The sequence below is a fragment of the uncultured Corynebacterium sp. genome, assembly GCF_902489365.1.
Classification (GTDB): Bacteria; Actinomycetota; Actinomycetes; order Mycobacteriales; family Mycobacteriaceae; genus Corynebacterium.
In genome coordinates, this window is the sequence record NZ_CABTZR010000006.1 from 1 (window position 1) to 15,850 (window position 15,850).

Genomic DNA, 15,850 nt, shown 5'->3' on the forward strand with positions numbered 1-15,850 from the left:
CCAATACTTGCGCCCCGATCAAGCGAGGGATCGGAGATATACACCAAGTTGGCATCAATACCTTCGACCATCTGCCTCCCAATGAAGACTGGGAGAGAGGTCGTCGCCGGGTCGATGGCCGCGTGAAAAAGCACGATGGTGGTATCGGCGCCGCGATCCTCAACGAGCACATCCATGAATGCAGCGCCGTACCGAATCGAAATCGCCTCGGCTTCCTCGGAAGAGCCAGCGGGCACGGGTGAGTAGAGAAACTCCTCTACGGAATCGAAAAAAGTAGTTGAAGCGCCGTAGCGGGCGTAGTTTCTCCTCAGAGCCATAGTCCGTCAGCTTATCGTGCCGAGGTGGAATGAGGTATTTTTGCAGGCAGTCGGCACAGCCCCATCTATGGAAACTAAACGGAGGGAAGACAAAACCTGTGATCGATGTTTTTATTAGTGAGGCTGGCGCGTTTGTCTAACGGCTCCCCGTGCTACCGTTGACTGAGCACAGTAGCGAGAAAGGTAGAAAATGACGCCTCAGGAGATTGCTGCCAATAGCTTTGACAAAGTTTGCGTTGTAGGCCTCGGATACATCGGTTTGCCTACGGCGGCTTTTATCGCCTCAAAGGGCGTCAAAGTCGTAGGTGTTGACGTAAATGAGCGTTTTGTCAAGCTTATTAATGAGGGTAAGGTGCCCTTCTTCGAGCCGGGTTTCGAAGAGCTTCTCTCAAGGGTGGTGGAGGAAGGAAACCTCGTCGCTCAAGCTGAGCAGGTCGAAGCCGACGCTTACATTGTTTGCGTGCCAACACCTTTCCAGGACAATCACAAGGTAGATACCAAGTACATTCGTGCGGCCTCTGAGGCGCTTGCACCGCACCTTCGTCCTGGCGCGCTTGTCGTTTTGGAGTCGACCTCCCCTCCGGGCACTACTGAGGATATGGCGAAGCACCTCATTGAGCTGCGACCGGATCTGTCCCTTAACGATGAAGACGACAACGCCATTTTCGTAGCTCACTGCCCAGAGCGAGTTCTTCCGGGCCAGATCATGGAAGAAATGGAAAACAATGACCGTGTTATCGGTGGTTTGACCCCCAAGGGTACCGAGCTTGCTCGTGATCTGTACGCAACTTTCTGTACAGCAGAACTTCTTATGACCAACGCTACGACCGCAGAGATGGCAAAGCTTACGGAAAACTCCTTCCGTGACGTCAACATCGCGTTCGCTAATGAGCTATCCCTGATTTGCGACCGTTTGGGGATTGATGTTTGGGAGCTCATCGAGCTGGCGAACCACCACCCGCGCGTTAACATCCTGCAGCCGGGGCCAGGCGTTGGAGGCCACTGCATCGCGGTTGACCCGTGGTTCATTGTGTCGGCGGCACCAGAGGAAGCCAAGCTCATTAAGCTGGCACGGGATGTCAACGATGGCAAGCCGGAGTGGGTTATTGAGCAAGTAGTTAAGGCTCTAGAGGGTAAACAGAAGCCAGTTGTGGCGGCTCTTGGTATTGCTTTTAAGAACGACATCGATGATCTGCGTGAATCGCCTTCCGTGGAAATCGTGAAGCGCCTCGGTGTGGATAACCCAGAACTCGATATCCGGGTCGTTGAGCCGAATGTCGATGAGCTTCCCCCTGTTCTCTCCAACATTTCCAACCTGACAAAGCAGGACACGAAGGAAGCTATTGCGGCTGCTGACGTAGTTCTCCTCCTCGTTAACCACAAGGAGTTTGTCAATCTCGATCAGTCTGTGCTGGAAGGCAAGATTGTTATCGATACCAAGGGTATTTGGCGTTAAAGAAACATCTTGTGCGGTTCAACTGTAGGCCCGCGCAGGAAGTCGACACTTAGGAAGAACGGCGTAGGATGCGGATTCTAGTCCTCTCCCAGTATTGGGCCCCAGAGAACGGCGTGCCGCAGCGCCGATGGTCGTGGCTGACAAAGATCCTCGTCGAAGCTGGGCATGAGGTGGCTGTGATTGCGCCTCCACCTCACTACCAGCGCCAAATACGTATGCGGGATTGGTTTTCTAAAGATGCAATCTTTGGTTCCCGCAGAGCTGAGGAAGGTGACTCGGGGGAGAAGATCTTCCGCTCAGGGTTTTTCCCTTCTGGTTCTACGTTAACTCGCCGAATACTAAACCAAGCCTCAGTCGCAGCTTCGATGTTGGCAATGCAGGTGACGCACCGGAAACAAATTCGGGAAATTTCTCCGGATCTGGTTATCGGCACCGTACCTGCTCTCCCAACATCGGTGGTCACTATGCTGGTCGCACGACATCTCGGCGTTCCTTATATCGTGGATCTTCGCGATGCATGGCCAGAGCTTCTGCGTGAGAAAGATGACTGGAACTCCGGAACGGGCAGACGCTCGATTCGCGAGGTGGTCTTGAGCAAAGGCCCTTTCCAAGTTTTGACGGCTCTTACTGAGAAGGCCATGATGCGCGCGTTGACCCATGCCAATGGAATTATCACGACCTCCAAGGACCTAGCAACGCACTTGGGCACCACATTGCCTGCGAAGCGGGACGGTCGTGGGCGCGTTATCCGCACCGTCCGTAATGTGTTTCCGCCAAAAACCAAGTATGTAGCTGCGGATATGAGCAGAATACAGCGGGATGAGCTACATGTCCTCTACGCCGGCACGGTGGGGCGTGCCCAACGCATCGATAATGCAGTCAGAGCGGTAAATATTGCTCAGGAACGCGGTTATAAGGTGCGGTTACGCATCGTCGGCGACGGCGCTGCGTGGCTTGCTGTTAGGGACTTGATTCAAAAAACAGGGGCTGACGCCACGATCGAGCACCGCTATCCTGCGGAGGGATTGGAAGAGTTTTATGACTGGGCAGACACGGCCTTAGTCCATCTCACTTCATGGGAGCCTCTAACGCGCACGGTGCCTTCAAAGACCTATGAGTTGATGTCGGTTGGCCTCCACATTAGTGGTGTAGTGCAAGGAGAAGCAGCCGCATTGGTTGAAAAACTTGAGGCTGGGCATGTTGTGGAACCTGATAATCCAGAAGCTCTGGCAAACATGTGGATAAGCCTCATGGAGGACCGCTCGAAGCTTCACGTATCCGCGCGTGGGCGTGAATGGGTTGCCAAACAACGTGATGAAGCCGTTCCGCACGTCATTCGTGAGATCGTAACGAGCGTTGTTTCGGAAAAGAACTAGCTGGGCAAGGACAACGTGCCGATGAGAATTGAATCGCTTGATGATTACAAGCCCGCCGACACCGACTACGCAGTGCTCCTGTGCTCGTCAGAGCAGCTCCAGCCCTTACCCGCTAGCCATGGGACAGTGGTGTTTTGTTTCAGCGAGGAGGAACTCGATCACGCGGTTAATATGCCAGCGGTGCTTGCCGACGTTCCCGCTGCCCAAGCAACTCCTATTCTCGCTCGGCTCATCCGGGATAGGGAAGTAGTCGAATACTGGGCGCCGCGCTCAGCGGCGGATAACCTCTATGACCTAGTTGATAGCGATGACGTAGTGAGCGAAGAACTAGGCGTCGCAGGATTGCATATTTCCGAAAGGTGGATTCATCTCAGAGTAGAGGAATCAGCTGGTACGTCTCGGCCCCCCGATGATTTTCTTCGGGGACTTTCCGCGCCTCTTTCGGCGTCCAATGTCGGTCCGCGTGACCAGGGTCCAGCCCCCGATACCCCGACGCTCCGAACACTAGTGATTTCACGCGTTGCGACTTTGGCTAAGCCAGTTAAGCAATATCTACCAAGCTCTGCGGTGGTGTCGCTGTACAAAATGTTGGAGAAGATAAGATGAGCACCAACCTTCCAGGAATCAGTGTCATCATTCCCTCTTATGCGCATGATTCAACCAACGCAGCAAGCTCTGGCCTCACTGCGGCGCTCGCTTCGCTTTCGAATCAAACCTTAAGCACCGATCTCTTCGAGGTCTTAGTCGTCTTCAACGGGCCAGCGGCACTAGACATAGAACTAGATCTGGAAGATCAATTCTCGCAGCTCGATCTACGAGTACTTCGGACCGCATCACCCGGCGTCGGTCGTGCCCGCAACCTTGGTATTGCAAGTGCTGGTCGCCATTTCGTTACTTTTCTCGATGATGATGACGCCCTTCAACCTCGATTCCTTGAGACGGGGTTAGAGCATGCTCGCAATGGCGTTTGTGTGCTTCTGCCGATCCTCGATAAGGCGCATGATGGGGCCCTTCAAGAGAATTCGCTCAACGCGCGTATATCAACACTTCGCGGAACCACCGTTCCAGTTGCGAGAGCGCCGTGGGCACTCGGCTTTAATGCGTGCAAGGTATTCCCCACGGAGCTGGCCCAACACTATCGCTATGAGGAATCGCTGCGTTCGGGTGAGGACGTCGCCTACTTTGCACACTTCCTTGAAGAATCAGGACTCGTGTTCAACGTTCCATCAGCACCAAGTAACTCATCGTATTTGAGAACCATCCGACGCGATTCTGTGTCGCGCCAAGTTGAGAGCTTTGATTTCAACGTAGCGCAGCGGCTCGAATGTATTGCACAGCTCCGAGAGATTCGTGAGGTTGACTCTAAGCAGCAGGCCCTTCAGAAGCTTGAGGATGCCCAATTCGGATTCATCGCGAATTACCTACGCGCCCATCCCACAGATGTTCAGCGGGCCATCGACACTGCCGTAGATATTGGTGTTCCTGGTTTGCGCTGGGGCGGTTTGCGTATCGAAAAAGCGAATCGACTAGTGTTCTCCTACTGTTTCCCGCCCTTCGCAGATACTTCGGCCAACGTGACCGCAAAAGTGATTCGGAATGATGCGGAGCTTGTTGACGTCTTCTATGCAAATATGGGGCGCGTGCGCGGTCGCGATGATTCTACAAAGCTCATCGTCGATCCTTACCTTGTTCATGCTGAAGAGCTCGATGTCGTCGCTTCTTTTGCACACTGGGGTGCAATTTGTTCCTACGCACGACAAGCAACTAGGAAGGCTAACAGGCACGCGAAGAATCAAGGCGGTTATGAGTCGATGTATTCGCGCGCACTTTGGTCTGCATCCCATGTCGCCGGAGCGCTTTTTAAAGACAGACATCCTGAAACACGCTGGGAGGCAGAGTTCTCCGATCCACTTAGCATTGGTATCGATGGAACCCCTCGGTCAGGCAAGCTCACCTGGGGAGTGACGACACACATATTGAAAAGGATGGTCAAGCGTTCTGCGTGGCCAGAAGCGCCGTATGCAACCCACTTTGAGCTGACTGAATTGGTAACTTTGATCTATGCCGATGAGGTCATTTTCACCAACGCTAACCAGCAACAGGTAATGCTGGAGCGCTATCCAACTGACCTGCAGGCGTTTGTTCGCGCGAAATCGACGATTCGCCATCATGCTGTGCCCACAGAGGATATGTATCAGCTCGTGGAGTCTGACTATGCTCTTGACCCAAGCTTCATAAACATCGCATATTTTGGAAACTTCTATTCCAACCGCGGTATTGCTGATGTCCTAACAGCGCTCCAAACACATCCGGAGCGGGACCGGTTCCGCATTCATATTTTCACTTCGAAACCTGAAGAGCTGCGGCGTGAGTTGTGGAATCATCCTGTAGTCGAATGCTTAAGGATCAATAGCTACATGCCGTACCTTAATTTCCTTAACGTTTCTACGCGCTTCGATGCTCTAATTGTCAGCGATACGAACACGGCCGGTACCTCGTTGAGCCTTAACCCGTTCCTTCCTTCGAAATATGCTGACTACGTCGGAAGCGGGGCCGCAGTTTGGGGAATAATCGTGGAAGGGTCCCCTCTGTCAGCGCTTCCGCTTACTTTTTCTTCTGTAGCGGGTGACATTCAGCAAGCTAGAAGTGTTCTCGACGTACTCCTGAAAAAGACTGAGTACAATTCCCTGTAGTAATTCTCGGCGCCCCATTGAAGCTTATGGCCTTGAAGGCGTGCGAACCCCGATAGATCTGGAAAGGCTGATGTATTTTGGCACGCCACAAATGGCGAGGTTCCAAAACTTCACAACTAGGAGTCGAAGAACTCAATGCCCAGGTTGCGCGGCACCAAGGGCGCGTACAGATTGTCAACCCAGAAGGTCTTCGTCCGTTGGCTATCCGACCTAGCCTGGCCAAGTACATTACACGGTTGGTGGAACGACGGCATTTTATCCTCGCTGACGCGCGTGCTAAAGCGCTACGTACGACACGGGATTATCGCCTTTGGCAGATATGGTTAGTACTTAATCCACTTTTTGATGTAGCACTATATGGATTTCTCTTTGGCCTGCTTTTGAAAACCTCTCGTGGCGTCGAGAACTTCATCGGATTTCTCTTTATTGGGATTATCTTTATGTCCATGATTACAGGACTCATGAGTTCTGGAATCGGGCTGATGCAGTCATCACGCTCGATGATCCGTGCATTCCAATTCCCAAGGGCATCTATACCTTTTTCCACCGCGCTTCGATCGATGATCGATAACGTTCTACCGGCTATTGTCGCGCTGACGGCTGCCTTTCTCTTTCAGTGGGGAACGTGGCCCTCGTGGACGGTTTTTCTCGTGGTACCGCTCTTTCTTTTGATCCATGTTTTTGGATGCGGTCTAATGATGATCACTGCTCGCCTTACCGCTCAGGTTCCAGAGGCTAAGACCGTTTTGGGACTCGTGATTAGCGGTTTGTTTTTCCTATCAGGCGTGATGTTTTCGGTGGATAGGTTTGCTGAGCACTCAGCTATTCACCAGATAATGTCAGCTAACCCTTGCTATATATTTCTTACCGCAGTCCGAGACTGTTCGATTTACCGAACCGTGCCTAGCCTTGAAACTTGGGGAGAGCTTATCGCGTGGAGCATAGGCGCTTTCGTGGTCGGATTTATCTTTTTTTGGAGAGCGGAGGATAAATATGTTCGACTCGTCTAAGTTACCGGCTGAACCTGGTGAGTATTTTGAAGCAAAGAGAAAAACTGGAGAATCGCGATCGCAGGAAGACCTTATGACTTCAGAGGTAGCGGAGCCGGACCCGGACATCAATTATATTGAGAGAGCAAACGTTGTTGTCGATGATGTATCAAAGCGATACGTAATTAGTCAGGGGCGTTCCTCAGACGCCAGCATGACGCGGGAAGGCCGTGGAAAAACAGTTGTCGATGCGTTGGTTGATGCTTCACTGATTGCTTTGCCAAGTGAATCGATCGGAATTATCGGGCTTAATGGTTCGGGAAAGTCAACCTTGCTTAGTTTGATTTCCGGTGGATTGGCCCCAACCTCTGGGCGAATTCTCACGCGCTCACAGCCCACACTTATGGGAGTGTCGCCTGCACTCCAACCTGACCTTTCAGGGGAACACAACATTTACCTGGGGTGCCTTGCTCTTGGGATGAGCCCGAATGACGCGAAAGATCAGATTGGGGAGATTGCTTCGTGGACTGAATTGGGTGACGCGATAAAACGCCCAATGAAGACCTATTCATCGGGAATGTCTGCTCGTCTGTCTTTCGCGATTTCGACAGCTGTGCGGCCCGAAATCTTAATGATTGACGAAGCCCTTTCAACAGGCGATGCTGCGTTCGGAGCGAAGGCTTCTGCACGCATGGAAGAGCTTTTAGGGAGAGCAGGAAACCTTTTTCTGGTTTCGCATGCACTTGGCGAGATCGAGCGAAACTGTAATCGTGCTATCTGGATTTCGAAAGGTCGTATTATCGCAGATGGCCCCACTGATGTTGTCGCGCCCCAGTATCGAGAATGGGCTAAATTAATGGGGCGAGAGAATAAGAAACCTGCTCACGCTTACTTGGAAGAGCTGAAACAAAGCTATAAGGCACCTCTTATCTTGCTGGAAAAAGCATTATGAAGTGCGAACACTGTGACGAAGAGTTAAGGGCTTGGCAGCGAAAATACTCGATTGCTGAGGTAGAAGCTGGGTTAAAGCGAGTTGTGGGAACGAGGATGAGGAATGGTTGACTTTTTCCGACGGGGACGTGGGCTGACAGTACTTTGCGCTGCGATCGTTGGTTTTCTAGCTCTCTCAGTTTTTGTTGGCAGTGGTTACCTTCATAAATTTCTTCTTTTAGCTTCTTTAGTATTGGGGTTTTTTCTAGCTGCGCTATGGATTTCCTCAATCAAGAAAGCGGAAGGGATCGATCGCGCCATTCTGCGTCGCGTGCGGCAGTTAGAACAGATGAGTGCGGATTTGCTTGCTCACGATAATTCAAGACTGCAAGGTAGCCAGAAAAAGGTACTAGATGCATTGAATTCTCGGAGTGGTCTCATTGGCGATCTGGAACGTAGTGAGGGCGTCGACAATGAAGGGCTGTTCTTCGCGCCCAAAGCTGTTCCTGCATCAAGAATAGTAGGGCGCCCTGCAGCGCAGCAGGCTGGGCGAATCGCAGCGGAGCAGGATATGGAAAGTGATGGTTCTGCTGTTCTTAGGGCGCTTTGGGGGGCAGACAAAGCTGCAAGGAAGAGGGGTATAGAACTAGTCGGTTCTAAAATTGTAGAAGAAGAGCTACGTGCGCTCGGGTGTGTCAAACGGCTGATGGCTCCGCATGAACTTGGTGAACCCGACCCGCGGACCGCTTACCTAGTTATCGAAGAAGCAGCTCTAGGAAATGGCCTTTGGGCGGGTGTGCTAAATACGCAAGGTACTGCCAACTTTCTGACTCTCTCGAAATACATTCGCGAATCAAAACTCGCCGGGGTTCTTGTGATTGTTGTTGAATCTTCAAGTCAAGAGCATTTTTCCAACGAGCTGAGAAGTATTGCAACTGTAGTCGTTAAAGATGGGAAGCCGCAATGGGAGTGGGAGAAAGACATTAGCCTTCCCGTCGTTTCACTGATCGCGGAGGTTTCAGGAAAGGGAAACAAATGAAGTCTGTCGTAGTTTATGGGGACGTCAACTCCAATGTGATTGATGGATCCTCAATCTGGCTTGTTTCGATTACAAATGTTCTGTCTCGCATTTTCAATCATGTTCACTTAGTTCTGAAATGTCCGATTGTCGATAAGACACTTCTCCAATCGCTCGAGGGCATCAAAAATGTAACTATTCATGAGCCCGATTCTGGGACGGATGAAATGGGTATGGTCCCGGGAGAAGCCGTAAAATCTATCCAGCGTGTCGTCGAAGAATTCTCTTCACCCGCCATTGTCGCTCGGGGCTTTAACATTTGTCATGAGATCAGTCAAACGGAAACCCTTGCCTCGCTTTTGTGGGCGTACGTTACTGATCTTCCTTATCCTCCGACCAAGCTTTCAGACACCAATGCCTCTCGGCTAAGGAGAATATCCACTACCGCTAGGAGAGTATTTGCGCAAACGGAAGCGGCTCGGTCGTATTTGGAAGCCATAGTTCCTGAAGCTGCAGGTAAAGTTGTCTTGATGCCTCCCATGATTCCAGACGAGGCATTCTTACCCATTAATGATTCCGTTGTTCAATGCTTGCATCAAAGGCCTTTGCGGATAGTTTATGCAGGAAAGCTGGCGCGTGAGTGGCGTACCTTGGAGATGCTTCAGCTTCCTAAGGAGCTTGCCAAACTGAATGTCGAAGCCGTGCTGGAAGTGGTCGGGGCAAAAATTAATTATGACTCTACAGAGCCCGCTTGGGCGGACACTATGTTGCATGCGCTCGAGGAAGCAGATTCTGATGAGTCTAGTGGTGTGAAGTGGCTAGGAGCTCTACCCCGTAGTGAATCGATGGAGCGCATCCGTAAAGCTGATTTAGGTTTTGGATGGAGAACTGCCGCTTTAGATTCGAGTTTGGAAATTTCGACGAAGGCCTTGGAATACGGCGCGGCCGGTACTGTTCCTTTGGTGAATCGTACCGAGGACCATTGTGCGCTTTGGGGTGCTGAATATCCATTTTTTGTTGACGCTGGCGATTCGATTTCAGATGTAGCAAAAAGTTTAGTTTCCGCACTGCCGAAGCTAGCCGAAGCGCAGGAAGCAGCGCGCAGAGCGAGTGAGCATTTCTCGATGACGGCTGCTGCAAGACGCTTAAACCATTCATTTGCACGTGCAATTGGCAGTCCGGATTCCGCGGGGCAAAGCGAGGCACCGCCTTTGCGAGTAGTCGTGGCTTCCCATGACTTGAAATTCATGGGTGAGTTGATGGAGCACTTGAAGAAGTCTCGAAGGTACGAAGTAAGGCAAGATCCTTGGGAGACACTGCACAAACATGATGAGACTTTGAGCCGCGAGTTGGCAGACTGGGCCGATATAGTGTTTTGTGAGTGGGCTGGGCCCGCTTTGGGATGGTACTCACAGAATATAGCGCCTACCACGCGAATTATTTCAAGGCTTCATCGATTTGAACTAAACGGACCTTGGATGAAGCAAGTTCGGTGGGAAAATGTGAACTCTATGGTATTCGTTTCTGAATGGGTGCGACAAACCGCGTTAGAGAAGTTTGGTATGGACGGCGTAAAGACGTTCGTCATTCCGAACGTAATCGATCTTGATGATTTTGACCGCCCAAAGGTGCGCAACGCTGAGTTTACACTTGGGATGGTGGGATACGTTCCCTTCTTGAAACGTCCTGACAGGGCTCTTCAATTACTCGAAAAGCTAGTCGAAGTAGATCCTCGATACACGCTTCGGTTTAAAGGTAGGTTTCCGTGGGAATACCCACACGTGTGGAACGATCCAGTGCAAAAGCAGCTATACCTCGAATTCTTTGATCGGCTATCTTCCTCGCAAATCCTAAAGGAGCGCGTGGCCTTCGACGGCTTTACTGCAGACGTGGCTTCCTGGTTCCGTGGGATCGGATATGTTTTGTCGCCAAGCGAGTTAGAGAGTTTCCATCTCGCCGCAGCAGAAGGAATGGCAAGCCGATGTATCCCGTTACTATGGGAACGGGAAGGCGTCCAGGATGTGTTTGGTCCGTTTGCCAGCGTTTTAAAAGAGTCCAGCCAAATAGAAACTATCCTGGCAAGTCAGCAGCTCCAGGACTTTAAGGCTCTTGGAAACGAGGCACGCAGTTACGCTTCTCAATGGGATACAGCAGCTGTTCTTTCCAAATGGGATAGGGTCTTCTTGGAAGCAAATTCGTAAGCAAAACTCGATACCGGTGGGGCTAGATTTTGTTCTTCTGTGAGATTTAGAAAATTGCGAGTGCGCTCGGGAGCATTTTCCCCCTAGTTGCTGGAAAGACCTACTAATGGAAGAATGATCCGAGAATGTACGCCGTGAACCATGGAGTGGCAAGCTAGAACGTGAAGAAACCAAAATTTTTTATAATTACAATCGGCATGTTTGTCGCCGGAGCAATTCTGTTGCTTTTGGCGGCTCTTTTGGGGCGTGCAGAGTCAAACTTAACTTTGACATTCGCTCTTGCGGTTCTTGGTGGAGCCGCAGTCGCTGTCGGCGTCGTGTCTTACGTGACGCGACAAGAACGGCAGAACCAGCGTACTAATACGAAGCTCTTGCAGTTGTGGCAAGCTGATAAAACCCTGCAGGCACGTGCGTCTGAGAGCATCAAGGCCACAAACGCTGCCAGCACCAAGATCGATGAGTTAAGTCGAGCTCAACGAGAGGCCGATGTGCTGACAGTGACAGACGCGACCCAAATGATAAAAAATGCCCAAACCGGCATTGACGCAAAGCTTTCGGAAATTAGCAAGAGCAACGAACAAGCAGAGAAACTCCTTTGGCATCTATCGCAGAACTTGGTGGGAGACGAAGGCGGAATAGATTTCACGAATCAGAACTATGTAGTTTCACATGTGGCTGCGCGGAACAAGCGCAAAGATCGCACCATTTTTAGTGACCAACACCGAGTTGACGAAATTCAGGTACTCCGTCGATCGTCCAAACATACGGTTCGCAAGCTCAGTTTGACGATCGCTTCCAACCTGCCTTCCTATGACTTTATTGAGCTGGAGACAAGTCCGCTTAAACTCTCTCTGCCAGTTGAAAGGTGTGAACGTGCCGATATCCAGATTACGGTCGGGGCAGCTAATGGTTTGGTTGAGCGTCGAGCCGGTGTTTTGGCCGTAACGGCTTACGATGACCAGGGCGAACGTATCGATCATCGACTTTTGCATAGCTATAGTGACAAATTTGGCTACTTCTCATACTTGGCGGCGAACGGTGAGAGAAATGAAAATCGAGTATCGGTGTCTGTTCCTGCCCAAGCGAGTGTGCTCAAATTGGAGCTACATAGGTGGTCGGGAACGGTCGAAGTGTGCAACGAAGTTCAGATAGACGTCACTGAACAAAACTCGTCGTGGGCTGTTCAGCGCAAGGCTAGCGACGTAAAAGTGGCTGCAATCCTGGACGAATTTTCTAGCAATTGCTTCCGATATGAGTGCGACATGATTTCACTCTTGCCGGATAAATGGCACGAACAATTGGACGATTTTCAGCCAGATCTATTCCTTTGCGAATCCGCTTGGAGTGGCGCAGACTCAGAGAGTCGTCCTTGGAAAGGTCGCGTGTATTCGTCTTCGAATTTCAAGTCGGAGAATCGGAAAGAACTCTTGTCAATCCTTGAATACTGCAAGAGCCGCGGTATTCCAACAGTATTTTGGAACAAAGAAGATCCATCGCACTATGATGATAAGCGTCATAATTTCGTCGATACAGCTCTACGATTCGACCATGTCTTTACTACCGATCTTGGCTCGGTAAATCGGTATAGGAAAGAATACGGCCACCCAAGCGTGCATGTCCTCCCGTTTGCCGTTCAACCGCGTCTTTTCAATCCGATTGAAATTACCGAGCGAAAGAAGGCAGTGAATTTCGCTGGAGGGTGGTATTCGAATCACGGCGCCCGATGTGAGGCAATGAACCGTATGTTTAGTGCAGTTAATTCTTCGGAATACGAGCTGCAGATCTTTGATCGATTCTACGGTGGTAAAGATGAAAGCCATTTTTATCCTGAAGAGTTCAGCAGCTACATCAAGCCCTCTGTTCCCAATGATCGTGTCGCAGAGGTCTACAAGGGTTCCGAGATCGGTATGACGATTAACACCGAGACGAAATCACCAACTATGTTCGCACGGCGCATTTTTGAATTGATGGCTTGCAACACCTACGTGGTGTCTAACTTCTCGGAAGGTGTACATGAGTTTTTCGGAGACGATGTTCTATACCTTGACCGAGATCCAGATTGTCTCAAACGCTTGTCATCCGAGCAGATGAAAGCAAGCAAGAGAAGGAATCTCATTAAGGTTCTTGAAAAACACACTTACCGTCAACGCTTTGAGCAGATCCTCGATACCGCGAAAGTTGCTTATCGGAAGCATAGCAGCGATGGTGCGGTTATTGTTTCTACGTCCTCCTTGGATGCGGGGCAAAGAGTTTTCGACGGACTAAGCTCCCTAGACAATTGGGGAGGCCCAAAGGTGATTCTCCTTGATAAGAACATCGATAACCTCGCCTATGCTGATGCGTTGACTAACTGGAATAGAGACGGTATTCGAGTTGTATACGAGAAACTGCTTCTGAATGGGGAGTGTGCGATTAGTGAACTATTCGATGACTCTGAGTTTGGTCTTTTGGTGAGCGCATCTGAATTCCTGGAGATGGGACTGGACACTGAAGTGGTTGGAGAAATGGCTTTGCACAGTCAGTACATCGATCTGCCGATCATTTCAGAAGGATCGATGACTCGCGAAAGCTCAGAGCCTAGGTACCGAATAGTTCCGGCGTCTGCAGAGAAATCACTTCTCGTCTCGGAACTTAGTTTATCGGCTGTCTTGGCCGGTCGAGCCAAGGATAAAGCTGTTCAGGCTTATTGCGTTTAAGGCAGGATCAAAATGGAACCGTTATTGAGTGTAATTGTCCCTAGCTACAACGTCAGCAGCAAGATCTTTGAGTGCTTTTCATCGCTTGATGATCTTAAGAATCGAGTGGAAAGGCTTGAAGTCATATTTGTTGACGACAAGTCAACGGACGATACTTACGAAAAGGTCTTAGATTTTTCCTCCACGCGCGAATGGGTATCGTGTATCCAGCTTCCAGTCAATACTGGGACTCCATCGGTTCCTCGCAACGAGGCTTTGAAGAAAGCAAGTGGAACATACGTATTCCACTTGGATTCGGATGATATGATTCTGCCGGACGGAATCTTAGCCGAGATTGCGATTGCGGAGCGCACTCAGGCTGATGTGGTTCGCGCGCCTCTACTAAGATTTGACGGCCGAAGCGAATTGAAGATGAATGTCATTCCTGAGTGGGATGAAACCATGCCTCGTATCGAGAGAGTGCGGAAAGTAGTCCGTTTCCATAGCACTACAGTCTGCGGTCTATACCGCCGTAAGTTTCTTGAGGACGAGGGGATCCAATGGCCGTCGGATCTACGCCTTGCTGAAGATGCGATCTTCTTGTATAAGGCTTTGGTTAAGGCTAATGTGCAATACTCTTCTGAGCCTGACTTCCGTTATAACACGGTAAAAGTCGGTGCCAACACTTCGAGTACGCAGCAGTATCAAAAGCGGGAGTTAGACAACCACTTGTCGGCGTGGCGTCGTTCCACCGATATTCTTTCGATGATTGGTATAGACTACTTCGGGCTCCGAGGTCAAGTTGCTCTCCAGGCGGCTTTCCAAAACATGATTAGGTTCAATCGTGGGGGATTCGCGGAAGAGGATTTCCGCAGGCTTAGCTTGTTTCTAAACGAATTTGAACCTCAAGTTCGAGCGTTTACCTATGGTCCTCGGTTTGCTCAGCTTAGAGATTTTGTATTAGACGGAAAATATTCCGAGTTTCAGGAAGCTATCAAGATTCGCTTGCTGATTGCCGGCTACGATTTGCGGTTTATCCTGCCTGCAGTTCCCGAGCTGTCAAGATATTATCAAGTCTGTGTTGATGAATGGTCCGGTCACGATTCGCACGACGAAGCGAAGAGCCGTCGCTTGCTTGAATGGGCTGATTCAATTCACTGCGAATGGATGCTTGGCAATGCGGTGTGGTATTCCAAGAATAAGAGTCCACGTCAGTCATTGGCGATACGTCTCCACAGGTTTGAAACCACCAAGGATTACGGTAATCAGCTCGACAGAAGCTCCGTTGACAAGATCATTACTATTGCTCCTGGCATGTTTGAAGAGACGCAGTCAGTCTTTAAATTTGACCGTGAGATAGTTACTTATGTTCCTAATTATATTCAAACGGCTGAATATATGACTAGCTCGGATCCGTCGAAAGTATTCAACCTTGTCATGGTCGGAAGCATCCCGATTCGAAAAGGATACAGGAGAGCTTTAGAGCTTTTAAGGCAACTCAAGGAAGTGGATCCGCGCTATTCTTTGACGGTTTTTGGGCGCCGTCCGGACGAGCTGGGATGGGTGATCAATGATCCAGCAGAGCGAGAGTACTTCGCAGAGTGCGAGAGGTTCATCGAGACGAATGGCCTCAGTTCTTCGGTCCACTTCGAAGGTTGGGTGGATACGAAGACGGAATTAGCAGACAAGGGTTTTGTGCTATCCCTAAGCGACGCGGAGGGCTCTCATGTTGCAGCAGCGGAGGGGTTCGCCGCATCGAACATAACCCTTCTCCGTCCTTGGGCTGGTGCCGAATACATGTACCCAAACCAGTACATCTTTGAGTCCCTGGCAGATATGCGTGATTACGTATTGGAATGCCGCGATTTCGAGGTGTTTCAGGCTAGAGCCAAAGATGGTGCAGTTTACGTGGAGGATCGGTACAGTATGGAACGCTTTATCGAGCTCTACACTACGACGATGCCGATCCCGCATAGCGTCCCATAGTCCACGTCCCACTAATTGAGCTTAACTTTTCTTCGTAGAGGCCGAATTAGTCTTCGTTTCGACTAGTCGGTCTCTTCATACTTTAGATGTGACTGTTGGGGACGCCTATGGCACTGGCATCAGCACATGGAGTTTCTATAAGTATCGAGCTTCCTGTTCTTCTTTCTGAGTAGGTTTTCGCTAAACGCTGAATCTACCGCAGTCAGTGC

The 15,850-nt window shown here is 50.4% G+C and carries 9 protein-coding genes and 1 pseudogene; 9 read left to right on the top strand and 1 reads right to left on the bottom strand.

The features are described from left to right. A pseudogene (locus RDN59_RS01815) lies at window positions 1-317 on the bottom strand (hypothetical protein); the annotation flags it as partial. Between the two features lie 190 nt (window positions 318-507). Between RDN59_RS01815 and wecC the strand changes: the two are divergent. The 9 genes from wecC to RDN59_RS01860 all read left to right on the top strand — a co-directional run bounded on the left by wecC (window position 508) and on the right by RDN59_RS01860 (window position 15,641). Continuing rightward, window positions 508-1,773 (top strand): UDP-N-acetyl-D-mannosamine dehydrogenase, encoded by a 1,266-nt coding sequence (gene wecC / locus RDN59_RS01820; RefSeq protein ID WP_308606307.1) that lies wholly within the window; start codon window positions 508-510, stop codon window positions 1,771-1,773. 113 nt (window positions 1,774-1,886) lie between these two features. Next, window positions 1,887-3,149: a glycosyltransferase family 4 protein gene (locus RDN59_RS01825; RefSeq protein WP_308606308.1), complete on the top strand. Its 1,263-nt coding sequence runs from the start codon at window positions 1,887-1,889 to the stop codon at window positions 3,147-3,149. A 602-nt stretch (window positions 3,150-3,751) separates the two neighbouring features. Continuing rightward, window positions 3,752-5,842 (top strand): glycosyltransferase, encoded by a 2,091-nt coding sequence (locus RDN59_RS01830; RefSeq protein WP_308606309.1) that lies wholly within the window; start codon window positions 3,752-3,754, stop codon window positions 5,840-5,842. A 77-nt stretch (window positions 5,843-5,919) separates the two neighbouring features. Next, complete coding sequence (locus tag RDN59_RS01835) at window positions 5,920-6,852, top strand: ABC transporter permease (protein ID WP_308606310.1); 933 nt, start codon at window positions 5,920-5,922, stop codon at window positions 6,850-6,852. After that, window positions 6,836-7,783: an ABC transporter ATP-binding protein gene (locus RDN59_RS01840; protein ID WP_308606311.1), complete on the top strand. Its 948-nt coding sequence runs from the start codon at window positions 6,836-6,838 to the stop codon at window positions 7,781-7,783. The genes RDN59_RS01835 and RDN59_RS01840 overlap by 17 nt, the downstream gene beginning before the upstream one ends. Window positions 7,784-7,885: 102 nt before the next feature. Beyond that, the gene (locus tag RDN59_RS01845) at window positions 7,886-8,800 is read left to right on the top strand and encodes a hypothetical protein (protein WP_308606312.1); all 915 of its coding nucleotides are present in this window, start codon (window positions 7,886-7,888) and stop codon (window positions 8,798-8,800) included. After that, window positions 8,797-10,980, top strand: a complete 2,184-nt coding sequence (locus RDN59_RS01850; protein ID WP_308606313.1) for a glycosyltransferase — start codon at window positions 8,797-8,799, stop codon at window positions 10,978-10,980. The genes RDN59_RS01845 and RDN59_RS01850 overlap by 4 nt, the downstream gene beginning before the upstream one ends. 161 nt (window positions 10,981-11,141) lie before the next feature. Then, window positions 11,142-13,676, top strand: coding sequence for a glycosyltransferase (locus tag RDN59_RS01855; RefSeq protein ID WP_308606314.1), 2,535 nt, complete (start codon window positions 11,142-11,144; stop codon window positions 13,674-13,676). 12 nt (window positions 13,677-13,688) lie between these two features. Next, window positions 13,689-15,641: a glycosyltransferase gene (locus RDN59_RS01860; RefSeq protein ID WP_308606315.1), complete on the top strand. Its 1,953-nt coding sequence runs from the start codon at window positions 13,689-13,691 to the stop codon at window positions 15,639-15,641. The last annotated feature ends 209 nt before the right edge of the window (window positions 15,642-15,850 follow it).